At 41.9% G+C, this 23294-nt stretch carries 25 protein-coding genes and 3 pseudogenes; 9 read left to right on the top strand and 19 right to left on the bottom strand.

All coding sequences use genetic code 11. From position 1 onward, the window contains the following. Positions 1-54 precede the first annotated feature (54 nt). Positions 55-1464, bottom strand: coding sequence for a nicotinate phosphoribosyltransferase (locus F8S12_RS38970; RefSeq protein WP_196521638.1), 1410 nt, complete (start codon positions 1462-1464; stop codon positions 55-57). A 440-nt stretch (positions 1465-1904) separates the two neighbouring features. Here F8S12_RS38970 and F8S12_RS38965 point away from each other — a divergent pair, with 440 nt between their 5' ends. Then, positions 1905-2057 (top strand): nicotinate phosphoribosyltransferase, encoded by a 153-nt coding sequence (locus F8S12_RS38965; RefSeq protein WP_196521637.1) that lies wholly within the window; start codon positions 1905-1907, stop codon positions 2055-2057. Positions 2058-2589: 532 nt separating this feature from the next. After that, entirely contained in the window at positions 2590-3264 is a 675-nt protein-coding gene (locus F8S12_RS38960; protein ID WP_196521636.1) for a DUF938 domain-containing protein, read from the top strand. Here F8S12_RS38960 and F8S12_RS42600 read toward each other — a convergent pair. From F8S12_RS42600 to F8S12_RS38900, 13 genes and pseudogenes are all read right to left on the bottom strand, one after another. Further along, positions 3264-3344: pseudogene (locus tag F8S12_RS42600) on the bottom strand (hypothetical protein); the annotation flags it as partial. The gene F8S12_RS38960 and the pseudogene F8S12_RS42600 overlap by 1 nt on opposite strands. Before the next feature lie 242 nt (positions 3345-3586). Then, the gene (locus tag F8S12_RS38955; RefSeq protein WP_196521635.1) at positions 3587-4534 is read right to left on the bottom strand and encodes a F0F1 ATP synthase subunit gamma; all 948 of its coding nucleotides are present in this window, start codon (positions 4532-4534) and stop codon (positions 3587-3589) included. 95 nt (positions 4535-4629) lie between these two features. Continuing rightward, positions 4630-6150, bottom strand: a complete 1521-nt coding sequence (gene atpA, locus F8S12_RS38950; protein ID WP_196521634.1) for a F0F1 ATP synthase subunit alpha — start codon at positions 6148-6150, stop codon at positions 4630-4632. 187 nt (positions 6151-6337) lie between these two features. Next, positions 6338-6892: an ATP synthase F1 subunit delta gene (gene atpH / locus F8S12_RS38945; RefSeq protein WP_196521633.1), complete on the bottom strand. Its 555-nt coding sequence runs from the start codon at positions 6890-6892 to the stop codon at positions 6338-6340. Next, a complete protein-coding gene (locus F8S12_RS38940; protein WP_196521632.1) occupies positions 6889-7461 on the bottom strand; it encodes a F0F1 ATP synthase subunit B in 573 nt (190 codons plus the stop codon). Before F8S12_RS38940 ends, atpH begins: the two co-directional genes overlap by 4 nt. A gap of 162 nt (positions 7462-7623) precedes the next feature. Continuing rightward, positions 7624-8055 carry a F0F1 ATP synthase subunit B' gene (locus F8S12_RS38935; RefSeq protein ID WP_196521631.1) on the bottom strand — a complete coding sequence of 144 codons (432 nt, stop codon included), beginning with the start codon at positions 8053-8055 and terminating at the stop codon, positions 7624-7626. A 280-nt stretch (positions 8056-8335) separates the two neighbouring features. Further along, positions 8336-8584 (bottom strand): ATP synthase F0 subunit C, encoded by a 249-nt coding sequence (gene atpE / locus F8S12_RS38930; RefSeq protein ID WP_196521630.1) that lies wholly within the window; start codon positions 8582-8584, stop codon positions 8336-8338. A 155-nt stretch (positions 8585-8739) separates the two neighbouring features. After that, a complete protein-coding gene (atpB, locus tag F8S12_RS38925) occupies positions 8740-9501 on the bottom strand; it encodes a F0F1 ATP synthase subunit A (protein ID WP_196521629.1) in 762 nt (253 codons plus the stop codon). Between the two features lie 65 nt (positions 9502-9566). Beyond that, positions 9567-10049, bottom strand: coding sequence for an ATP synthase subunit I (locus F8S12_RS38920; protein WP_196521628.1), 483 nt, complete (start codon positions 10047-10049; stop codon positions 9567-9569). Positions 10050-10119: 70 nt separating this feature from the next. Continuing rightward, entirely contained in the window at positions 10120-10290 is a 171-nt protein-coding gene (locus F8S12_RS38915) for a hypothetical protein (protein WP_196521627.1), read from the bottom strand. A 51-nt stretch (positions 10291-10341) separates the two neighbouring features. Beyond that, positions 10342-11544 (bottom strand): class I SAM-dependent methyltransferase, encoded by a 1203-nt coding sequence (locus F8S12_RS38910; RefSeq protein WP_196521626.1) that lies wholly within the window; start codon positions 11542-11544, stop codon positions 10342-10344. A gap of 82 nt (positions 11545-11626) precedes the next feature. Next, the gene (locus tag F8S12_RS38905; RefSeq protein ID WP_196521625.1) at positions 11627-11956 is read right to left on the bottom strand and encodes a XisI protein; all 330 of its coding nucleotides are present in this window, start codon (positions 11954-11956) and stop codon (positions 11627-11629) included. Beyond that, positions 11944-12360: a XisH family protein gene (locus tag F8S12_RS38900; protein ID WP_196521624.1), complete on the bottom strand. Its 417-nt coding sequence runs from the start codon at positions 12358-12360 to the stop codon at positions 11944-11946. The genes F8S12_RS38905 and F8S12_RS38900 overlap by 13 nt, the downstream gene beginning before the upstream one ends. A gap of 250 nt (positions 12361-12610) precedes the next feature. Between F8S12_RS38900 and F8S12_RS38895 the strand changes: the two genes are divergently transcribed. The 5 genes and pseudogenes from F8S12_RS38895 to F8S12_RS38875 all read left to right on the top strand — a co-directional run bounded on the left by F8S12_RS38895 (position 12611) and on the right by F8S12_RS38875 (position 16087). Continuing rightward, positions 12611-13270, top strand: a complete 660-nt coding sequence (locus F8S12_RS38895; RefSeq protein ID WP_196521623.1) for a vWA domain-containing protein — start codon at positions 12611-12613, stop codon at positions 13268-13270. A gap of 11 nt (positions 13271-13281) precedes the next feature. Beyond that, positions 13282-14073, top strand: a complete 792-nt coding sequence (locus tag F8S12_RS38890) for a PP2C family serine/threonine-protein phosphatase (RefSeq protein ID WP_196521622.1) — start codon at positions 13282-13284, stop codon at positions 14071-14073. A 6-nt stretch (positions 14074-14079) separates the two neighbouring features. Beyond that, a pseudogene (locus F8S12_RS38885) lies at positions 14080-15264 on the top strand (helix-hairpin-helix domain-containing protein); the annotation flags it as partial. Between the two features lie 131 nt (positions 15265-15395). Next, positions 15396-15680, top strand: coding sequence for a ribonuclease domain-containing protein (locus F8S12_RS38880; RefSeq protein ID WP_196521620.1), 285 nt, complete (start codon positions 15396-15398; stop codon positions 15678-15680). A gap of 23 nt (positions 15681-15703) precedes the next feature. Next, on the top strand, positions 15704-16087 hold the full coding sequence (locus tag F8S12_RS38875) for a barstar family protein (RefSeq protein ID WP_196521619.1): 384 nt from the start codon (positions 15704-15706) through the stop codon (positions 16085-16087). A gap of 83 nt (positions 16088-16170) precedes the next feature. Here F8S12_RS38875 and F8S12_RS38870 read toward each other — a convergent pair whose 3' ends face one another. The 4 genes from F8S12_RS38870 to F8S12_RS38855 form a co-directional block, all read right to left on the bottom strand. Next, a complete protein-coding gene (locus F8S12_RS38870; protein ID WP_196521618.1) occupies positions 16171-16617 on the bottom strand; it encodes a type II toxin-antitoxin system VapC family toxin in 447 nt (148 codons plus the stop codon). Continuing rightward, on the bottom strand, positions 16614-17114 hold the full coding sequence (locus tag F8S12_RS38865; protein WP_230968575.1) for a hypothetical protein: 501 nt from the start codon (positions 17112-17114) through the stop codon (positions 16614-16616). The genes F8S12_RS38870 and F8S12_RS38865 overlap by 4 nt, the downstream gene beginning before the upstream one ends. Before the next feature lie 64 nt (positions 17115-17178). Next, positions 17179-17592: a type II toxin-antitoxin system VapC family toxin gene (locus tag F8S12_RS38860; protein ID WP_196521617.1), complete on the bottom strand. Its 414-nt coding sequence runs from the start codon at positions 17590-17592 to the stop codon at positions 17179-17181. A gap of 21 nt (positions 17593-17613) precedes the next feature. After that, entirely contained in the window at positions 17614-17985 is a 372-nt protein-coding gene (locus F8S12_RS38855) for a hypothetical protein (protein WP_230968574.1), read from the bottom strand. Between the two features lie 131 nt (positions 17986-18116). Here F8S12_RS38855 and F8S12_RS38850 point away from each other — a divergent pair, with 131 nt between their 5' ends. Next, on the top strand, positions 18117-18890 hold the full coding sequence (locus tag F8S12_RS38850; protein ID WP_331001494.1) for a 2-phosphosulfolactate phosphatase: 774 nt from the start codon (positions 18117-18119) through the stop codon (positions 18888-18890). Here the strand turns inward: F8S12_RS38850 and F8S12_RS38845 are convergent. Further along, a complete protein-coding gene (locus tag F8S12_RS38845; RefSeq protein ID WP_196521616.1) occupies positions 18887-19417 on the bottom strand; it encodes a hypothetical protein in 531 nt (176 codons plus the stop codon). The two genes, F8S12_RS38850 and F8S12_RS38845, sit on opposite strands and share 4 nt — an antisense overlap. 531 nt (positions 19418-19948) lie before the next feature. On the opposite strand from F8S12_RS38845, the pseudogene F8S12_RS38840 reads away from it, so the two are divergent. Next, positions 19949-23251 (top strand): annotated as a pseudogene (locus tag F8S12_RS38840) (phycobilisome rod-core linker polypeptide); the annotation flags it as partial. Positions 23252-23294: the final 43 nt, after the last annotated feature.

The raw sequence follows: 23294 nt of genomic DNA, 5'->3' as shown, positions 1-23294 counted from the left end.
AGACAGATTGAAAGAGTACTTTTACTTCTATGTTCTTTGCGCCTTGGCGGTAGCCTACGGCAAGCCGCTGGTGCGTCTACGTTTTTCAGTTTCCTCTGTCAACTCTTGCAGTGCGGCAGAAATCTCCACTTGCACAGTCACAGGATGATCCAAACGCCGTGTCTGTTGTGGCAAACTAGCAACTGAGGCGGTGGTACGCTGACGAATTGTTGCCAAAGTCTCCAACGGTTGCACCGGTTGACCTTCTTGCATTACTAACTGCAACAAAGGTTTTTCTTCCAGAGGAATTTCATCTAAGAGTCCCAGCCTGTCTGCTTTTACCTTGCCTCCCGCAAAGGAGCGAAAAATCTGCTTGCGTCCTGGATAAGTCACCTTGCCACTCGCCTGTTTCATCACTGGGATGCCATCAATGTCTACGAGTTTATAAACTCCGTTTACAGGCGAACCCGTAACTAATCGCGTTCCCAGTCCGTAACCATCAATCTCGGCCCCAGCTGCTTTTAGCCTCGCAATTTCCCACTCGTCTAAATCGCCACTAGCAAAAATTGGCACACCAGGAAGAAGCGATCGCACCTGTTTTGACAAGGTAACTAAATCTCCTGAGTCCAATCTCACTCCTGTTAATTGCATTTCCCCGGAATTTACTTTTTTAGCCAAGCGCTCGGCAGCAGCAATTGTATCGTAAGTATCAATCAACAATGGCGCACCCGGAAAATACCGATGAAATGCACTAAAAGCTTGTTCTTCAGTGCCCTCTATTGCCGACAATGCCATTACGAGGGCGTGCGCCATTGTACCACTTGGCTCCTGTCCCAGTTCTAGCGCTGCTAACACATTGGAAGTGGAATCTAGTCCACCTGCCAAGGCTGCCCGCGCCGCCCACAAAGACCCTTGCGGACTAAATGCCCGTCTTGTACCAAATTCTAAGAGTGTTGCTTGTTCTCCTGCGACATCTCGCAACCGTGCTGCCTTTGTGGCAATCAAAGTCTGGTAATTAATAGTATTCAGGAGATAAGTTTCTACCAGTTGTGCTTGCCAAAGGGGTGCTTCTACACGCAATAGTGGCTGATTGGCAAACACGGCTGTTCCTTCTGGTACAGCCCAAACATCACCCGTAAACTGTCCTTGGGCTAGTAGTGACCAAAAGCGATCGCTAGCCTGAGCAAAAATTCCCGTCCCCTGTAATGCCGCAATTTGCGACGCACTAAAGCGGAATTTTTCCAAATATTCCACCGCCTGGGCTAGCCCCATTGCTATTAAATAACCAAAACCTTCTGGCAAGCGCCTGACAGACAACTCAAAGCTTGCCCGTCGTTGCTCTATACCTTCGCCTGTATAACAAACTGCCATCGTCAACTGGTAAAGATCGGTCAGCAAGCTGTAGTCATCCCCAGAGAAGTTAAGTTCCTGGTTCTGCTGGCTTTGCTGTTTATGTACATAGTCCAAATCTAATAAAGTTGTCATGCAAGAGATTTTTTACAGGATGCTTCTGCTGTTATGGTAATATTTACCATAAATAATGTCAACTCCTAGCAAATCTATTTTAGAGATTGCTGTAAAACAGTAGATTTATAGGCAAATTAACACTAGCTTTATAAATTAGTTAATATTTTTTAATAGTGAAACTTAGTAATAATGTTAATTTGATAAAGAAAGTAATAATGTTCTGCCAAAGAAAATTTATTTGCCAACATCTTTCCCAGAGTTAAGTTAGAGAAATAAATATGTTAAGATTATGATCAAAGAAAAAAGTTTGACTTTTTGAAAACCTAAATTATTGCGAACTTATGTGAATAAACATTGCATATATTCTCAATATATTGACAATTAGAACTAACGAAAAATATTAGCATTAGAGTATAGGTGTCACCATTAAAGCGACTCGAAAATAGGAGTCAAATATTATGGCTATTTACAAAATGCTTGCTAATATAATCCAATATATTTCTGAAGCTGCAATGCGGATTTTTGGCCCTACAGATGATGCTTATCCTATTATTGGCGTACAGCCTTTTACAGGTGATCCTTACAATAAACGTACAGCCGATATTTGGTAGATGCTGAATACATAGAGCTTATCAGTTGAGTCCAATAGAAACCTAACCTCCAACCTCTTCTCTACAAGAGAAGGGGAGTGAGATTGAAAATCTTGAGGGAGTGTCAATACACCGTCTACAAAAGCCAACAAGTTTACAATATTTTCACGCTCAAACCCCTGCTGGTATAATTTTCGCTGTTTGGGTTGCAACCTATCGTTGCGCGTTTGTACTGCTGCTAGGTGCGTTTTATTCTAAGCTCGACTTTATCTATTTTTATGAAACGCGAAACTTGATGCTAAAACCTTTATGGGATTCTGGTTTTACTTTTTTGATTTCACCTCAAATCAGTGACAATGAAAAAAGTTTTTGCCCAAAAGCCGGAGTTTTTGCTAAATAACAAAGTTTAGCTTCTTTGATTTGGATAAAGCCGAGCTTAAAGGACGCTTTATTAATGCGTAAGTCATAAGTAAAATAAACATATTTTTCTCTGCTACCCCGGATCAGCGAGGGGATATCATTGTTTTATATTCAGATTAATTTTAAGATCCGGATGACACCACAAGACGCACGACAATACGCACCAGCAACCCAGCGCAATAGCGAACCAATTATAGAAGTACTTTTACAAGTGTTGCCGGAGAGTGGCACGATATTGGAAATAGCAAGTGGTACTGGCGAACATGCAGTATTTTTTGCCCCTAAGCTCAGTCCTCGTCTGTGGCTGCCAACAGATGCAAATCCACAATTACGAGCCAGCATTAGTGCATGGGCCGAACACTTTGGCTGTTCTAATCTTTATCCACCGCTTGAACTTGATGTCAGAGAATTAGTTTGGCCAGTCGAGAATCGTACATTTGATTGGCTTAATCAGGAGCCAATTGTGGCTATTGTCAATATTAATATGATTCACATTTCACCGTGGTCAGCCTGTCTAGGACTAATGGCCGGGGCAGGTCGGATCTTACCAGCAGGAGGTATCCTCTATTTGTATGGGCCTTTTAAACAAGGTGGAGAACATACAGCAGAGAGTAATGCAGCTTTCGACAAATCTTTACGTGCCCAAAACCCAGAGTGGGGTGTACGTAACTTGGATGATGTTGTAGCAGTAGCTAGCGCACAAAATCTTAGCTTGAAACAGATTTACCAAATGCCAGCAAATAATCTTTCAGTAGTGTTTGAACATAATCCTGATAATCGAATTAGTACAATACCTGAAGCAATATGACGTAGACGGAACACTAATTCACCAAAATCTTTATCAGATGTCAATAATAGCGCTCCTTCCTGATTAGCCAAGTCCAGCACTACATCATCCGAATGTATACGAAGCGATGTCTACGACGGGCTACGCCTACGCAAGATTTTTTTATAATAACAAATACAATAACCAAGTTTTTGTAATAGGATAGCTTGTATTGATTGACTGATAAAACTTCTAGAGATTGCCCTCCCGGAGAGTGACAGAAAAGGGATACTAAAAATAGCTAGTTGCTAATTTCAAAACAATTAGCAACTAGCTATTGATCACAACCAACAATTAGCTGTTTCTAAGTTAGTGCTTCAGCACCACCAACAACCTCAAGGAGTTCTTGGGTAATTGCAGCTTGTCGAGCTTTGTTGTAAGACAGCGTAAGGGTATTAATCAGTTCACCAGCATTCTCGCTGGCATTACTCATAGCTGTCATCCGCGCTGCTAGTTCACTAGCCGCAGATTCTTGTAGCGCCCGCAATAACTGGTTACTCAGATACAGGGGTAACAGAGAATCGAGAATCTGCACTGGATCTTGCTCGAAAATCATGTCAGGAGCTAACAGGCGGACTTGCTTAGTTACTTTCTCCCGTGCAACTTCAAATTTACCGCCACGGGTTGTCAAGCGGAAGATTTCATCGTCGGCTGCTTCCAGACCTTGCGGATCGAGGGGCAGTAAGGTTTGCACCACAGGACGGGAGCTAACCAAGGAAAGGAATCTGGTATAGATTAACTCAATGCGGTCAACTTTTTCCGAAAGAAACAAGGAAAGTAGTTGGTCAGCAATCTCATTGGCTTCGGCTGCGGTGGGGATTTGCTCTAAACCGCCGTAGGTGGCATCAATGGGCTGATCGCGGCGTTGAAAGTACTGCGTAGCTTTGCGCCCAACGAGTACAAATTGATAGTCTAAACCTTCTGCCTTGATTTCCTTGGCGCGGTTTTCTGCACGACGAATAACGTTATTATTGTAGCCGCCACACAAACCCCGATCGCCTGAAATTACCAACAGCCCGACTGACTTAACTTCTCGTTTTTTCAGTAGTGGTAGGTTTGCTTCTTCAAAGCGCAGACGGCTTTGTAGACCATACAATACTTGTGCCAAGCGATCGGCGAAGGGGCGAGTCGCTAACACTTGTTCTTGCGCCCGACGCACTCTAGCTGCTGCAACTAGGCGCATGGCTTCGGTAATTTTTTTGGTGTTTTTGACCGACTGAATGCGATCGCGTATTGCTTTTAAATTGGCCATATTCTTGTCCTTAGTCCTTAGTCATTTGTCACTTGTCCTTTGTCACTAGTCATTAGTTATTTACCAATGACTAATGACTAATGACTAATGACTAATTACGCTGAAGCTTTGAAGGTCTTCTTATATTCGGTGAGTGCTTCCTTCAAGGCAGTTTCTTCTGTGTCACCTAATGCTTTGGAGGATTGCACTGCTTGTGCATACTGGGGTTTACCAGTCTTTAAGTATTCCCGCAGACCTTTGGTAAAGGTGGTTATTTGATTTACAGGCACATCATCTAAATAACCATTAATACCCGCATACAAAATTGCCACTTGCTCGTATACTGAGAGCGGCGAATTTTGGGGCTGCTTGAGGAGTTCGCGCAACCGTTGACCGCGTGCCAACTGGTCTTGAGTGGCTTTATCCAAATCGGAAGCAAATTGAGCGAAGGCTTGCAGGTCGTCAAATTGGGCTAGTTCCAATTTAATCTTACCGGCAACTTTTTTCATTGCCTTGGTTTGAGCCGCAGAACCCACACGAGATACAGAAATACCAGGGTTTACAGCCGGACGAATACCAGCGTTAAACAAGTCAGAAGACAAGAATATCTGACCATCGGTAATAGAAATTACGTTGGTGGGGATGTATGCCGAAACGTCACCGGCTTGGGTTTCGATGATTGGTAGGGCAGTCATACTGCCTTTACCTAATTCATCACTCAGCTTTGCTGCTCTTTCTAACAAGCGGGAGTGAATGTAGAATACATCTCCAGGGTATGCTTCGCGTCCGGGTGGACGACGTAGCAGTAGGGACATTTGCCGATAAGCTTGGGCTTGCTTGGAAAGGTCATCGTAAATGACCAGAGTAGCTTTACCCTTGTACATAAAGTACTCAGCAATACTTGCGCCTGTGTAAGGAGCTAGGTATTGGAGGGTTGCTGGTTCACTGGCGCTCGCAAAGACGACGACGGTGTAATCCATCGCGCCTTTTTCTTGCAATGTCTGCACCACGTTAGCAACTGTAGAAGCCTTTTGACCGATCGCAACGTAGACACAAACTACATCTTCTTCTTTTTGGTTGATGATCGTGTCGATCGCGATCGCAGTTTTACCGGTTTGGCGATCGCCAATAATCAATTCCCGTTGACCACGACCGATGGGAATCATTGAGTCAATGGCGGTGATCCCCGTTTGCATGGGTTCGTGTACAGACCGACGAGCAATAATACCGGGTGCTGGAGATTCAATCAAACGGCTTTCTGTGGACTTGATGTCTCCCTTGCCATCAATGGGACGACCCAAGGCGTTTACGACTCGTCCAATTAAGGCTTCTCCTACGGGTACTTGGGCAATTCTACCAGTGGCAGTTACAGAGCTACCTTCTTGAATTTCCAGCCCTTCACCCATCAGCACCGCGCCCACGTTATCTTCTTCTAAGTTCTGGGCGATGCCAATTGTGCCATCTTCAAATTCTAAGAGTTCCCCAGCCATAGCCTTTTCCAGACCATAGATCCGGGCAATACCGTCACCAACTTGTAGGACGGTACCAACGTTAGCAACTTTAACTTCTTGGTCGTATTGCTCGATTTGTTGTTGGATAATGCTGCTGATTTCGTCAGGTCTAATTGATATGCTCATGTGTCTATCTGTTGAGTGCTGAGTGTAGCCAATTTTAGATTTTGAATTTTGGATTTTGGATTGAAGAAAAAATCTAAAGTCCAAAACTGAATAAATAGCTTCTAACCCTGCCAATTTTGAATTTTGGATTGAAGAAAAAATCTAAAATCTAAAATCTAAAATCCAAAATTGAATGGCTCCTAACTTTCTAACCACTGGTTAAGCGCAATGAAAGGCGGCGCAACTGACCCCGTAAACTGGCGTCAATTACTTGCGAACCTACTTTAATAATCACACCACCAATTAACTCGTTGTCTACCTTGGTTTCTAGTTCTACCTGGCGAGCATTGGTGATGGCAATTACCTTTTGGATGATTGCCTGCTGTTGAGCTTCTGTGAGGGGAACGGCTGAAATTACTTCCGCTAATACGGTTTGATTCAGCTGCCGCAACAGCGCCAGATATTGTTGAAAAACTGATTCCAAGAACGCAATGCGGCGTTTATCTACTAGTATTAGCAAAAAGTTGCGTAAGTAGGGATTAGCGCCTTCACCGAGTATTTGTTTGATCAGAGCTTTTTTGCTCTCAGACTGAATAAACGGGTTGCTGAAGAAATTTTGGAGCTGTTTGTCTGCTCTCAGCAGGCCCAGGAAAGTACGCGCATCTTCCCCAAACTCTTCTGTCAAATTTTTCGATTGCGCTATTGACAAAAGTGCCTGTGCGTAAGGTTGGGCTACTTCGGCTGTTGCTACTTTGCTTGTCATACATTGCCTCCGAGTTGTGCGATGCTGCGGTCAATTAAACTTTGTTGAGCATCGTCGGCAATTCCGCTTTTGAGTTGCGATTCGACTTTTTGCAATGCTAGTGTAGCAACTCGTTGCCGCAGTTGAGCGATCGCTCGCTCTGTTTCGGAGTTTAAATCCGCTGCTGCTGTTTGTTTCAAGCGTTCTACGTCTTGCACTGCCTTAGCTAACAGGGCTTCTTTAGCCTTGATGGCGTTTTCTTCAGCAGATTTGCGGATGCGTTGTGCCTCTGCCTGAGATTGGGTCAATTGCTCTTGCGCTTGGGATAGCGCCTTCTGTGCCTCTTTTAAGCGCCCTTCTGCTTCCTGAATTGCGGTGGCAATATTGGATTGTCGCTCGTTCAGGATATTGCTTAAAACTTTACGTCCGAAGTAGAATAGTATGCCAATCAGAATCGCTAGATTGATCAGGTTGGTTTCAAAAATGTCTAGGTTTAGACCGAAACCACCTTCTGCTGCGCCTTCTGCCAATTCAGAGTGAACAGCGTTCGCTTCTGCGGCAAGTAATAAGAATGTCCCCATGATACCCATCTACAAGTGCGCTGCTCGCTTGCTAATACGTTGTATTTTCCCTTAGGGAAATAAAGTATCTTTCCCCGAAGGGAAAAAAGTGCCTTCTTTTGACACTTAATTAAGCGCTCTGGGACTAGTGCCCAGTTGCGCGTATGCTTTCAAGAGAACAGTTTTGTTAGTTTACCTAACTGAAGTTGTTCCCAATAGTTTTTCTAGAATCTGTCTGCTTAGAGCATCAACTCGTTGCTCTAAGGTTTGCATAGCTTCCTGTTTTTGTTGCTCTATTTCAACAGCAGCTTGTTCTCGTTGAGACTGGGCTTCTTTTTGGGCCTCAGCGATTTTTTCGGCAGTAATTTTCTTAGCTTCAACTTGAGCTGCTTCTACAGTAGCTTGCGATTGTCTGCGAGCGTCTGCGAGCTGCTGCTCATATTCAGTGGCTAAACGTTCAGCTTTCGCCAAGCGTTCCCGCGCCTCAAGGGTATTAGTTCGGATATAATTATCGCGATCGTCTAGTACCTTGGTCAGTGGCTTATAGAAAATTACATTTAACAAAGCTGCCAATAGCAGGAATTGCAATGCCATGAAGGGCAAGGTAGCATCGAAATCAAACATTTCTCTCCTCTTGGGCTGGAGTAGCAGTTTTCATGGCTAGCAACATCATCCAACCTTTTATATTTTAGAGACCCAAAGCCAACAAGGGTCAGGCAATTTTGGATTTTAGATTGATGATTTTAGATTTGTTTCACCGACAAGCTTAGGGCTATGTACCGAAAACTCTTGATAATCCAAAATCCAAGTTGCGCTGTAAGCGCACCAAAGGTGCGACCCAAAATCTAAAATATTGTAGAGGCGTGATAATTCACGTCTCCACACTCACAAAAACTTTTAGGTCTTATCCTGCGAAGGGGTTAGCAAACAGTAGTACCAGGGCAATTACTAGACCATAAATAGTCAGGGATTCCATGAAAGCCAAGGTTAATAGCAGAGTACCGCGAATTTTTCCTTCTGCTTCTGGTTGACGGGCAATACCTTCTACTGCTTGTCCAGCAGCATTTCCTTGACCAATACCAGGGCCAATTGCAGCTAAACCAATGGCTAAAGCAGCAGCGAGAACTGAAGCAGCCTGCACTAATGGATCCATGTTGAATTTTCCTTGCTTTGATTACAGAACTAACAAATGTACGTTAACGACTAGAAACGTGTTTTTCACGTTCGCTGCACTGAGTTCTTCCAAATCGCTTTTGCGACGTTTTGAGCGGATATCGCTCGTTGGAACTGTGCTATCAACTGAGAAGCTTAATGCTCCTCATGCTCTTCTTCACCATGTCCCTCCATTGCCTCATGGATGTATGCCCCCGCTAAGGTTGCAAAAACCAGGGCTTGAATGGCACTGGTAAATAAACCCAAAGCCATTACAGGCAGAGGTACAAATAGAGGAACTAGCAGAACTAGCACCGCTACTACCAATTCATCCGCCAAAATATTACCAAATAGCCGGAAGCTTAGGGAGAGGGGCTTAGTGAAATCTTCGAGAATTGCGATCGGCAATAGAATAGGTGTTGGCTCTATATATTTCTTAAAGTAGCCCAAACCCCGCTTGCTAAAACCTGCGTAAAAATACGCTAAAGAGGTCAGCAGTGCCAATGCAACAGTCGTATTGATGTCATTGGTTGGAGCTGCTAATTCACCTGAAGGTAGCTTGATGAGCTTCCAGGGAATTAACGCTCCCGACCAGTTCGATACGAAAATAAACAGAAACAATGTGCCAATAAATGGCACCCAAGGGCGGTACTCTTTCTCACCTAGTTGGTTTTTTGCCAAATCCCGAATAAACTCTAGGGCATATTCCATCAAATTTTGGATACCCTTGGGAATTCTTTGTGCATTGCGAGTAGCTGCTATTGAAGCCACTACTAAAATGCTAATCACAAACCAGGAGGTGAGAAAAACTTGCCCATGAATTTTAAGATTGCCCAACTGCCAGTAGAAATGATGACCTACTTCTAATGCGGCGAGGGGAATAGAATTAAAGGCGTTTAAGACACTAAGCATTTGCATTCTTCAAGCAATAATTTTCCCCAACGAGCGAGGATGGGAGTATTGTCTTTGTGAGCCTGACTTGATTAAGAATCAGGAATGAACGCAATTTGCACCGTATAGACGATGAGCGTGGCTTTGTAAGTTAGAAATCCCAAAAATATGGGCAGAATCTTTAGCTCATGCAATTGAGTTGATAATACAATCAACCCAATAAACAGAGCAAAACGAGTTTTGCTCAGACGGTCTTTCTCACCACCGAGTCCCTCAACATCTTTAGCCAGCATTTTTAAGTAAACCACACCTGTACACGCCCCAATCAAATAATTCAGAGCAATGTTTAAGGAATAAAAAATCCACACAGAGATAAAAATAACCCCCGTCAAGACAAGCGTGATTACTAACAACCGCTGGAAGAGTTGATGGAACTCTTGCATAGAGTTACCTGATTCTGTGTCTCCAGAACCAGTTTTAGCATCTTGTTGCGTTGTCGGAGTGGGCGCAATTGATTCGTCTGACAAGCTCACGAGACTTGAAACTAGTACAGCTAAATTATGATGACTGCACATTCAGTCAGATGAATCATATCACGATGCGGTAACAATACTTTAGGAAAAAACAATTAACTTCTTACCAACATTAGGCAGTCAGTAAAGTCGCGCCCTCAGAAGCGAGAGAGCGGCTGATGATGTGAAAGAGTGAGGGGGGTGAATAATCAATAATCGCTGCTTGAAAATTCCAAATTTCTTCCAATTCCAGCTTTTTTAAGGAAATAATTGTCCTCCAAAGTGGTGATAGGCGATCGCTCATCACCACGAGTATAAATTGCTTTTGTTAAGTCCGTATTAGAGTCCCATACAATTAAGCAGGTGTTAATAAAATTAGCTGTTGCTGAAGAAGTGTTTTTACCCCATCCAATCCCAGTTGTACATCTGTTAAAATATCTGCCACTGTTGAATTAGAATCACATCTTTGCATAAATTCAAACTCTGCTACAGATAAATTAACAATCTGATAATCGTAATTAAATAAACATTGACTGGGAAATCCCTCAATACAAGGATTAAGTTCGGGAATTGCTGCCAATAGGGCGTTATCGTCTGACCAATCGGCTTTGATGAGGGGAGGACGACCGAGGAAAAACTCGTAATGAGTTACTTCTGGATCTAATAATTCTATCAGACGATAAAGCTGGCGTTGGTTTAGCCCGCCGCAGGCATCGCTTAAATCTTTTGCTCGTTCTACTAACTCTGGTGCTTTACCCAAAAGTCTCTCTAAATCCCAGAAACTCGGATTCGAGAAACCAATAAACTCCAATCCCGAAGCATCAATTAATTCAAACAGCGTCTCAATGTTGTAGTCAATTTCCTGAGGATGAACGTACATATCAGCAAAGCATTCATCCTTTTTGTTTTCTAGTGACCAACGTTGTTTATCGTATTTGACAATTCGGTTATTTTCTGGTAAGGAAGCGAATATTTGTCGCCCAATTTTGACACCATTGCGGTAGTCGCCTTTTTTGTCACCTTGAAGAAGTGCGATCGCTTTTTGCATGAGTTGAATTTCCCAGCGTCCCAACTCCCCATACACAAAAATGTGCATCAAGCCGCCTGGGGCTAACTTCTTCGCCAAAGCTTGAATACCACGAATTGGATCAGGGGTATGATGCAAAACGCCAACACAGTTAATTAAATCAAACTCACCCGGTAACTGTTCCACGTCAAACAAGCTGAGGTGATGAAATTCCACGCGGGTAGCGCCAGAACGCTGACAACGCTCTTTTGCTACAGCTAAAGCACCATTACTGAGGTCAATTCCCACAACAGAAGCTTGAGGATTAAGGTGAACTAAGTACTCCGTACTCACACCAGTACCGCAACCTGCATCTAAAATCCGAATATCTTGCCTTTGGGGTTTTTGACCGGTGCAGAAGTTATGAGCGGCTAGCCAATTCCAGCGCCAGTTATAGCCTGGAGGTGGTTCATCTAACAGGGCTTCTGGCGGAAAGGGGTAGGTATTGTAGAGTTTGGCAACAGCAGCACTAACAGCTTGAGAATCGGACATGATCAGGAATAACGCAGTATTTCTGAGTTTAGCGGATAGTGGATGATCAGGGCAAAGATTACTATTGCTTATTTCCTGCTACTTATCCAACAGCAAAGTCAGTAAATTCGCGTTTATAAGGAGCGTGAAATCCTAATACAATATCTTCTTTCGATACCCCAGCCGCGATTAATTCGTTAGCGATACCGATTTCTGTACCATCTCTTTGTATCCAAATTTTTTTGTCTTTGATATCAACATGAATGATGACTCCATAAATTCTCCGTTGTTCTTTCCAGCCAATATTTAAGACTTGATAATGATGGCGTTCTGCGTCAAACAACAATTGAACTTCTGTGCCATTAGCCACGTCATTAGCGGAATGGGTAATTAAAATAGATTGAATAATTTGAGAGTAATTTATTCCTTCCATAAAACAATGCCCTGACTTAAGGAATTAAATATTAAAAGTTTAATTTGATATTCTTTTAAAGAATCTTGAATAAATTGACGCGAGAAAAAGTCTTGGTATGTATCTTGGCTAATAGCTAGATATAAAAGGCGTTCTGGCTCTTCTTTTTTTAATGCTAGCCGATAATTCAGGGTTTGACCTAAAGCGAGATGAAATTCCCTTACTTCCGATGCACCTACAAATGATTTAACTTCTACGGCTATTTTTTGACCTTGTTTTTGTGCTGCTAATAGTCTTTCTGCTCCTAAATCCACAAAAAATTCAATGTCATCAACTTTCAGATGCAGTGGATCATGGGTAATGATCCAACCATCTTTTTCTAAAGCAGTGCGGACAGATTGATGGAATATATCTTTAGAAGGCATAGGTATCGTAAAGTCTGGCAACAGCAGCGTTAAGGGTTTGAGAGTCTGACATTTCAGGAGCAATATTGCAAGTAATTCTGAGTTTAGCGAATGCGGAACACTTCAGGTATACAGATAATTGCGATCGCTATCAGCCCATATATTTTAAGCAGGAAAATTGGTTCAGTAAAAACACTAGTGTTTAAGTATTTATTAGCTAATAAAATTAATTGTAATTTTGTATAATAATTTACTTAATCAGGAGTATTCAATGGCTGTAGGAATGCCTGAATTCGTTGAAAATCCAGAAAATCGTTGCCCTGTAATTCTGTTGCTCGATACTTCTGGCTCTATGGCAGGTCAGCCTATTCAAGAGTTAAATCGAGGACTTGCTGGTTTCAAAGAAGATGTACAAAAAGATTCCCAAGCATCGCTGAGTGTGGAAGTGGCCATGATCACATTTGGCCCCATAGTTAAACTCACGCAAGACTTTGTAACAATTGACCAATTTACACCGCCTACATTGGAAGTAGGTGGTGTTACTCCAATGGGTGCGGCGATTGAGTATGCTTTGGATTTTCTAGAAAATCGGAAACAGACTTATAAAGACAACGGTATTCTCTATTATCGTCCTTGGGTGTTTTTGATTACAGACGGAGCGCCCTCAGACTCCTGGCAGTCAGCCGCGCAAAGGTTGAGACAAGCAGAAGCACAAAGCCGACTGTCATTTTTTGCGGTTGGTGTACAGGGTGCTGATATGAATATTCTCAAACAAATTTCCCCTCCTGAACGTCCACCAGTTACGCTAAAGGGCTTAAATTTTCGTGAGATGTTTGTCTGGCTATCTGCTTCAATGAAACGGGTTTCTAGTGGCAAAGTAGGGCAAGCTGTAGCTTTACCGGCTATGGGATGGGGTCAAATTAGCAGTTAGGAGGAAATTCTGTGAATTGGAAAGCTGTTGCGCGTTCTGCGAGCGGAACGAGTCATCAAGACAAGAAAATACCTTGTCAAGACTATGGGCGTTATCTCATCTTTAATGATGTGATTATTGTGGGTGCGGTTGCTGATGGTGCTGGTAGTGCTAAATATTCGGATATTGGTGCTAAGTTGGCGGTAGAAACGGTACTCAAACGCTTTTCTGATATTAATGAATATCCTCAGAAGGAAGAAGAATTAGAGCAAGGTTTTTCTCAACCACTGTGCAAAGAAGAAGCTCATCAACTGTTTGCTAAAATTGTGAAAACAGTTATTGCAAAGCTACATAAGCAAGCAGCCGAAGGAGGTTATTCTGTCAATGATTTAGCTTGTACATTGTTGGTTTTTGTGGCAACTCCTGACTGGGTTGCAGCTATGCAAATCGGGGATGGATTTATTGTAAGGCGTTCCCAAGACTCAGAATATCAACTGTTGTTTCAGCCAGATAAAGGTGAGTTTGCTAATGAAACAACTTTTATTACCTCAACAAATGCACTAAAAGAAATGCGGGTAGATGTCTTTCCCAAAAAACAAGAGTTTATTTGTGCTTCCACTGATGGACTCGAAAAAGTAGCAATTCGCTTGAGCGACTGGGAACCTTTCTCACCTTTCTTTAAACCTTTGGAGGAATACTTGCACGAAACTGTTAATCCAGAGGATGAAGATAAATATCTGATGGAATTCCTCAACTCTGAACGGCTAAATTCTCGCACTGACGATGATAAAACCTTACTTTTGTGCTTGTTTGATAGAGAGTAAAATTCGATGACAGTTCTCACCTGTGCCAGTACGGGAAAATCAATTACTCTACTGGGTGAACCGATCGCTAATAGTGGTGAAGGTAAGGTTTGGCAAACTAATCACAATGGTTACTTAGCAAAAATTTACCACGACCAAACTCCTGAACGTGTGCAAAAGTTGGCAGTGATGATAGGGCACCGACCCAAAGAGCCAAACTCTCACCTTAATCATATTTCTTTTGCTTGGCCTAAGTCGGTATTGAAAGATGCTCAGGGTAATTGTATGGGCTTTTTGATGCCGGAAATTAAGGAAGGAAAAGAACTTATTGATATATACAACCCCAAGCGTCGTAAGCATTTGAAACTTGAGGTTGATTGGCGTTTTCTCCACACAACGGCGCTGAATATCGCCTCAATTATTGAAGCAATTCACATTTCTGGCTATGTTTTGGGTGACATCAAGCCGCAAAATATTCTTGTAAACGATCGCGCCTTACCTTCAATTATTGATACTGACTCCTTTCAAGTTCGGAATCCGAAAAATAGTAAGGTTTATCGTTGTTCAGTTGGTTCAGAAGGCTTTACACCACCGGAACTGATTGATCAAGATTTTTCTAGCATTGATCAAACGGAAGTACACGATCGCTTCCGGTTAGCAGTCATTATCTATCAATTATTGTTTGGTGGTCAAACTCCTTTTGCGGGAAAGTGGACAGGCGTGGGGGAAACTCCAGAAACTAATGAAATTATCCGTCGGGGTTTATGGCTGTATGCACCAAACAGTTTGATTCAACCTGTAGAAAGGACAATTACCCTTGAGATTGTTCACCCAGAGGTGCAGCGATGTTTTCTCAGATGCTTTAACGATGGTTATAAAAATTCTAACTTGCGCCCAACTGCTGGAGATTGGGTAAAGGCGCTCAGACTTGCTGTTAATGAGTTAACTATCTGTGGAAAGGTAGACAGCCACTACTACAGCCAAACTTATGGTAAGTGTTATTGGTGCGATCGGTCTACAAAACTTGGTATTGATATATTTCCTGGCTTTGCTAGACCAAAAAAAGCTGCTGTTGTTGAATCAACATCACAACCTCAAGCTTTTACCGCAGATAAAATTAATGGCAAAACTATTGCTAGCGGTAGTTGGGATAACACTATCAAACTGTGGGATGTAGCTACTGGAAGAGCAATTCGCACTTTCCAAGGACATTATAAAGATTATTTTCAATGTATTATTTGTGTTTTATTAGCCTGGATTTTATTCTGTATTATTATGTACCTTTGTATGGTGATTATTGTTTCTCTAGCTAGTGGTTGAGAAAATCAAAGAAAGTATTTATAATGACTGTAATACCACAAGTTGACATTAGTAAATTACCTCCAGAAGTTCAAGCTACTATCAATCTTATTTCCGTAGGCGGTTCTTACCCTCATAGCAAAGATGGCATTGTGTTCAAAAACCTTGAAGGATTACTGCCACCACAACCGCGAGGATATTACAGAGAGTACACAGTACCAACTCCCGGAGCAACAGATAGAGGTAGTCGCCGTCTGATTACTGGGCAAAATGCCGAACTTTATTATACTGCTGATCACTACAATAGCTTTCAAGAAGTCATCTACTAGTCGTGATAAGTAAGGAGGAATATATGAGTGAATTTCTAAATATTTCGTCAATAGATATAAAACAAGGCATACGTAAAGTAGTGGAAAAAATAGCCGCAGAACCAGGAACTAAAGTTTTTTATCTTGATGGTAAAAAAATTAATAGCAAAGAAACATTTTTAAGTAAAGCTGCTGAAGCAATGCAATTTCCTACATACTTTGGTGCTAACTGGGATGCTTTTGATGAATGTATCACCGATTTAACATGGTGTCCGGCTCAAAGATATGTCATATTCTATGATCATGCTGATATCTTTGCTCAAGCTGAACCGACTCAGTACCAAATAGCGTTGGATATTATAAATTCAGCCAAAGAATACTGGGAGGCTAATAATATTTATTTCAAGTTTTTAGTTATCAACAAATAAGCAAATTGATTTTTCCATTATTATCTATCTCTTTTCTTATCCTATAAATTAGTTAATCCTATAAATCCTGATTAAGACATATTTTATGTAGGCAACTTAACAGTCCAATCTTCTAAAAGTAAGTATGCTTTTTCAAAATCCTGAGTATTTCTGGTTACTAAAATCCCATGAACTGATTCTGCAATTGCAGCAATACGTAAATCTTGCGTACCAATTCTTACACGTTTCTCCCTAACCAATACCTCATACTTTTCAAAAGCACGATTATCAAAATCAAAAATTCTGATATTTTTGAAAAATTCAATTTCATCAGCCAATCTTTTATAAGCTGCTATCAATTTATCTGATTTCAATGGTTTATTGTTATATTCATTAATATTTTTAAGCCTTCCTCGAAGTTTCTCCTCCAATGTAATCACAGTAACAGCAAGATTTTCAGGGTTTTTTCTTTTTATACGCTGTGTAACCTCTGGATGTCCTTGTTGAAAAAGTGATAGATGATCTGTATCTAATATCCACAACTGATTCACTGTATTTTATCCTCTACATTTTTATTTGCTTTTATACTCTCATCAAAAAGACTCTTCTGAATCATAGCAGCAATACGATCTCCGCCTGTGAATTTTTTTGCATATTCATCTATCTCAGCATCATTTTGTTTATTCCATTCATCAATTTGTTTATAATAATCCTCCATTTCTGCATCTAATTCACGTCGATATTCTTCTATGTGGTTCATCACTTCATCAAATTGAGTATCATCTTTGAACATTCCCGCAAATTTCATCCAAGGATGTTCAGCTTCTTTAGTGTATTCAATTTCTAATGTAACTATTTCTGGTTTTCGTTGTTGCATAATCTGAATGAGATTATTTAAAGCTTCTTCTTTAGTCGCACCAACACTTTGATAGTTTGGTAAACCTAACAATGTGGCTTTCACTGTACCATCTGGTTGATTGTCAATTAACACATCATAATTTAACTGAGGTGCTGCCTTCTTCACCGTGATTTTTCTAGATAAACTCATGATATTTTTAACCCTTAAGTTAAATATTGCTTATACCTATCAACAAAAATGTTTGTAAATTTTATTATGACTTTAATAAAGCTACAAACCCAGCTTGTACAAAATGAATATCAGTCGTGACTGCATAAATTAAAGCTTGCTCCTTCATAACAATAAATGATATACAATCAGTCAAACCCCAACTTTTATCTTGACGACTGTGATAAAGTTCCAGCGCACGCATGAGAAGCTGTGTATCTACACTGACAACCTTGATATTATCTGTTTGATAACACTGATTAATAAACTGAACTGATGCTGTCCGGTTCACTGCACTTAAAGCATTACCAACTTCTATCAAAACTGTTTCTGTCACCCATACTTCAAAAGCATTTCTTACTCTTGGGAATAATGCTTTAGCTTGATGATGGTATTGGTCATTCTTGTTCAGTAGAGCCTGAATAAATACTGTATCTAAAAACAACCTTTCTTGATTCATTCTATTATCTCATCGTTATTTTTAGGGCATTCCATACAAATAGTGATTATGTTGACTTGACCAATCACTTGGTGCTTCAACTGTTCCTGTTAATGCCTCTAGTACATCCCAAGCGTTACCCTCAGAGTTGAACATTTCCGCAGCTTCCATTAAAGGAGATTCAATTTTAGGAGGGTAGGTTTCTTCTAAAGTAAATATTTTAGGGTTTCGTTGCTCAAAAAGCTTAATGAGATTATATAAAGCTTCTTCTTGATTCTCACCAAAACATTGATAGTCTGGTAAACCTAACAATGTTGCTTTCACTGTGCCATCTGGTTCGGTTTCAATTAAGACATCATAATTTAACTTAGATGCTGTATTTTTAGGATAAGTTTGGATAGTTAAATTCATCATATTTTTCCCATTTAATCGTTATTTTAATTATAACTGCTGACATTATTGCGTACTAAGGAATTTATTATTTATTCCTCAAAGTATTTTTAGGGTGCGTTAGCGGAAAGTACAGCAATATTTTTCAGGATTTAGTGCGTTACCCTATTATCTTTGGAACTGTAGCGATCGCACGAATGATTTACAACCAATCAGAGTTTGATTTACGCTGTGAATGGGGTTCACAAGGAGTTGCTCAACTCGCTCCTATCAGTGATGTAATTGTAATAGTTGACGTTCTCTCTTTTTCTACCTGTGTAGAAGTTGCCACCAACAACGGCGCGATAATTTTTCCCTACGCAATGAGAGATGAATCTGTCATAGATTATGCCAAGTCAGTGCAAGCAGAGTTGGCAAGTCATAGACAACGTTGGACTACAACTGGATATTCTCTCTCGCCAAAATCGGTGGCTCAGATTCCTGCTGGAACTAGATTAGTGTTACCCTCACCGAATGGTTCTTTTTTGACTTTACGTACTGGGAATACACCAACTTTGGCTGGTTGCTTGCGAAATTGCCAAGCTGTAGCGGAGTTTGCTCAAAAGTATGGCAATAAAATCGCTGTGATTCCTGCCGGTGAGAGATGGAAAGAAGATGGTAGCCTACGTCCTGCATTTGAAGATTTAATTGGTGCTGGAGCAATTCTCAGTTATTTAAATGGTAATTTGTCGCCAGAAGCCAAAGTGGCTGTGGCAACATTTCAAGCTTTCCGGCAGGACTTATTGGGATACTTGAAAAAATGTAGTTCTGGTAAAGAGTTAATTGAAAAAGGTTTTGCGGCAGATATTGAACTGTCCGCCGCCTACAATGTTAGTGATTGCGTGCCTTTATTGATTGACAATGCTTATGTAAATTACAGGCTTAACTAAATGTCGCATTGATTGGTTTGGCAATATTTGGCATTATCTATAAATTCTTGCAACTTATTCAAGGTAATTATCTGAAATGCTGACCCACCTTGCACTTGAGCAGTGATGTAAGCAAACTTTTGTCCACGATAAAACTGGTCACGTCCAACTTTGGTGATATATCGAGACTTCTGGAAGTCATTGGAAATATTAGAATTATAAATATTTTGTAACAATTTCACTGCTTTGGTATTTTTTGTGGTGAATTTGAGGCTTGAGTCACCACTCACAGTTATTCCTTCTTTAGTCACTGTCCCATTTTCAGAAGTGACATCAGCATAAAAGTATAAGTTTCCCTTTGTAGCTTCATAGCCGTGGGCTTCGCTGTTGTATCTCAAAGTTGTTAGTTGAGGTCTGGTCTTTGCCCACTTAACAACGGTGTTGATGTTTTGTCCTGGAAGCGCATTTGCCGGAGTAATAGCTAAAATAAATGCGATCGCAGATACAGTAGCCTTGAATAAATGGTTAAATTTATAACTTTTGTGCATAGTATTTTCCCTATATAAAAATGCTGATATTTACAGATTAAATCACCAAAAATTAGTAATTACTTCCAGCGCAGTGTTAGTTGTAATTATAAGTTTATCGGTAGCAAAAACAACCTAACATCGACCAGTGGCTACTGTCCAGTAACTAAGCACAACATTTCATTAATTCGTAGCGAATTCTCCGCGTGCCTCTGCGCTTCCCTCTGCCTACCCTTTGCGTTTAAATAAAAAAGAAATTGGTAGACAGTGCCTACCCTACTACTTAGTTACAAAACTTAGATTTTATCTTAGGCAAACCAATGTATGCACTTTTAAGACTGGATGCCTCAAGATTCAGGTTCTACATACTTCTTAATAAACCAGCCTTAAGAACGCAAAACGTTCTAATCTAAAAGCTAACCGGGTTAATTTACTGGCAGTTTTGCAGGCAGTACTCTCAAGCTCATAAAGCATAAACACAGCGATGTGTCAAGCCTCAAAGCGAACCAGACCTAACACATAAACGATTATGATGGGAGTTTTAAAAATTAGATGAGTGTTAAGGCGAGTGGTGGAAGCTCAGTTGCGCGTCCGCAACTATATCAAACCCTAGCTGTAGCGACAATTACCCAAGCAGAGCAGCAAGACCGCTTCTTGGGAAATGGTGAACTAAATGAACTGGCAAGCTATTTTGCATCTGGTGCAAAGCGTCTAGAAATTTCCCAGACGCTCACAGAAAACGCCGAGATTATCGTATCTCGCGCTGCCAACCGGATTTTTGTCGGTGGTTCGCCAATGGCTTTTTTAGAAAAGCCCAGAGAAGGAGAACTAGTAGCTGTTGGTGGTGGTGCTAATGTTCAGCAAGGGATGCAACTGGGAACAGTAACCTACGTTGAAAGTCGTGGTGGGTTCCTAGAAAATTTACGCTCGATATTTAACTCAGCCCCCAGTGGCCCGACACCTCCAGGTTTCAGACCAATTAACATTGCCCGTTATGGCCCGAGCAACATGGCGAAGAGCTTGCGGGATTTATCCTGGTTCTTGCGCTACGCTACTTATGCGATCATCGCTGGCGACCCCAACATCATAGCGGTGAATACACGGGGTTTGCGGGAAATAATTGAAAATGCCTGTTCTGGTGAAGCAACGCTGGTGGCTTTGCAGGAAATCAAAGCTGGGTCACTTTCCTTTTTCCGTAAAGATGCTGAGGCTACAGAAATTGTGTCTCAGTACATGGATGTTTTGCTAGCAGAATTCAAAGCAGCCACCCCCTCAAATAAAGTACGCCAACGCCCCTCTAGCGATCAGCAAGGCTTACAACTGCCACAAATTTACTTTAATGCGGCAGAACGGCGTCCCAAGTTCGTGATGAAGACTGGGTTATCAAGTAGCGAAAAAAATGAGGTAATTAAGGCCGCATATCGGCAAATCTTTGAGCGCGACATTAGCCGTGCTTATAGCTTGTCCATATCTGATTTAGAATCCAAAGTAAAGAATGGTGACATCTCCATGAAGGAGTTTGTTCGCCGTCTAACTAAATCTCCCCTTTACCAAAAACAGTTTTACCAGCCTTTTATTAACAGCCGAGTCATCGAACTAGCTTTCCGTCATATTCTGGGACGGGGGCCAAGTAGCCGCGAAGAAGTACAAAAATACTTCTCGATTATTTCTAATGGTGGTCTGCCAGCCTTAGTAGATGCCTTAGTAGATTCTGCTGAATACAGCGATTATTTTGGTGAAGAAACAGTACCTTACCTCCGGGGTCTGGGTCAAGAAGCACAAGAATGTCGCAACTGGGGGCCGCAGCAAGACCTGTTTAACTACAGTGCACCTTTCCGCAAGATACCTCAGTTTATTACCACATTTGCTGCTTACGAGCAACCGCTACCAGATCAGCATCCCTACGGTTCTGGTAATGATCCCTTAGAAATTCAGTTTGGGGCAATTTTTCCGAAAGAAACTCGCAACCCCAGCACCCGTCCGGCTCCTTTTGGCAAGGATACCAAACGCATCCTAATTAACCAAGGGGCGGGTATTAATAACCAAAATAGCAATCCCAAAGCACGGGGTGAAGCTCCTGGTACTCTTGGCCCCAAGGTGTTCAAGTTGGATCAACTGCCTGGCACTATTGGCAAAAAAGCTGCCAAAGGTTCTAGCGTCAAATTCTCCGAAAGCTCCACGCAAGCAGTAATTAGAGCTACTTACCTGCAAGTTTTCGGTCGGGATGTCTACGACGCTCAACGCCAGAAGGTATTGGAAATCAAGCTGGAAAACGGTCAAATCCCAGTCCGGGAGTTTGTCCGTGGTTTGGCTAAGTCGGATGTATTCCGCAATCTGTACTGGTCATCGCTGTATGTTTGTAAAGCGATTGAGTACATTCACCGCCGCTTGTTGGGTCGTCCAACTTATGGCCGTCAAGAAATCAACAAGTACTTTGACATCGCTGCTAAACAGGGCTTTTATGCGGTGGTAGACGCCATCCTTAACAGCCTGGAGTACAATGAAGCATTTGGTGAAGATACAGTTCCTTACGAACGGTATTTGACTCCTGCTGGTGTATCAGGGCGACAGTTGCGCGTTGGTAGCATTCGTGAAGATGTTGCCGCGAAAATCCAGAAGGAAGTAACACCGAGCTTTGTGACACTGGGTACTGTTACAGAAAAACGGACAGAACCGGATATTCAGTTCCGTATTAACCAAGGTGTCAGCAAGCAACGCGAACAAACCAAAATATTCAAGTTGGTGGCGAATACCAGTGACAAAGTTGCAGTAAAAACTTTGATTAGCGCTGCCTATCGTCAGATTTTTGAGCGGGATATTGCACCCTACATTGCCAAAAATGAATTTACGGTGTGGGAAAGCAAGCTGGGGAACGGCGAAATTAGTGTAAAGGAATTTATTGAAGGTTTGGGTTACTCTAGCCTCTACCTGAAAGAGTTCTACACACCTTACCCCAACACCAAGGTGATTGAGTTGGGAACCAAGCACTTCCTCGGACGTGCGCCACTAAACCAAGCAGAAATCCGCAAGTATAACCAGATTTTGGCTACTCAAGGTATTCGTGCCTTTATCGGTGCCTTGGTAGATAGTGTGGAATATAACCAGGTGTTTGGTGAAGATACGGTGCCTTACCGTCGCTTCCCGACCCTACCTGCGGCAAACTTCCCGAATACGGAGAAGCTGTACAACCAACTTACTAAGCAAAATGATGACGTAGTTGTACCTAGCTTTAAGCCAGTGCAACCACGCGTAGGATCGACTACTACTCCGCTTTTGGCGCAGGCGATCGCAGATATAACAGCGCAAACAAATGGTATAAACCACAGCCAGCCATCCTTTGCTGAACTCGGTCGTTCCTACAACGATGGTAGCGGACAATCCGTTGAACCAAGTGTGCGTAAACATGCACGCATTTACCGTCTGACGGAGATCACCAACCAAACGGAAAGAGAACAGGCAATCAACGCCATTTACCGTCAAGTGTTGGATGTATTCAGTGGTGAAGTGCCTGATAATTTCCGCCGTACTGACTTAGACAGCAAACTCCAGAATGGTGAAATTTCCGTTCGGGAGTTTGTGCGCGAACTGGTCAGTTCAGAAATCTATCGTCAGCGCTTCTACACACCTTATCCCCATGCGAAGGTAATTGAGTTTCTCTTCCGTCACCTGTTGGGGCGTACACCCGCAACTCAGGAAGAAATTCGCCAGTACAACAATCTGCTAGATGATAGTGGTTTGCCAGCTGCTGTAGAAGCAATAGTCGAAAGCCCAGAATATAGCCGTTACTTTGGTGAAGATGTTGTGCCTTACAACCGCTTCCCATCCCTGTCAGCAGGTAACTACCTCGGCAGTGTAGTGGTTGATTAGGGAGTAGGGAGTAGGGAGTAGGGAATAGGGA

This window comes from Nostoc sp. WHI (genome assembly GCF_015714725.1).
GTDB lineage: Bacteria > Cyanobacteriota > Cyanobacteriia > Cyanobacteriales > Nostocaceae > Nostoc.
Note: the sequence above shows the minus strand (reverse complement) of the source record. Positions and strands in the feature narration are given on the sequence as shown.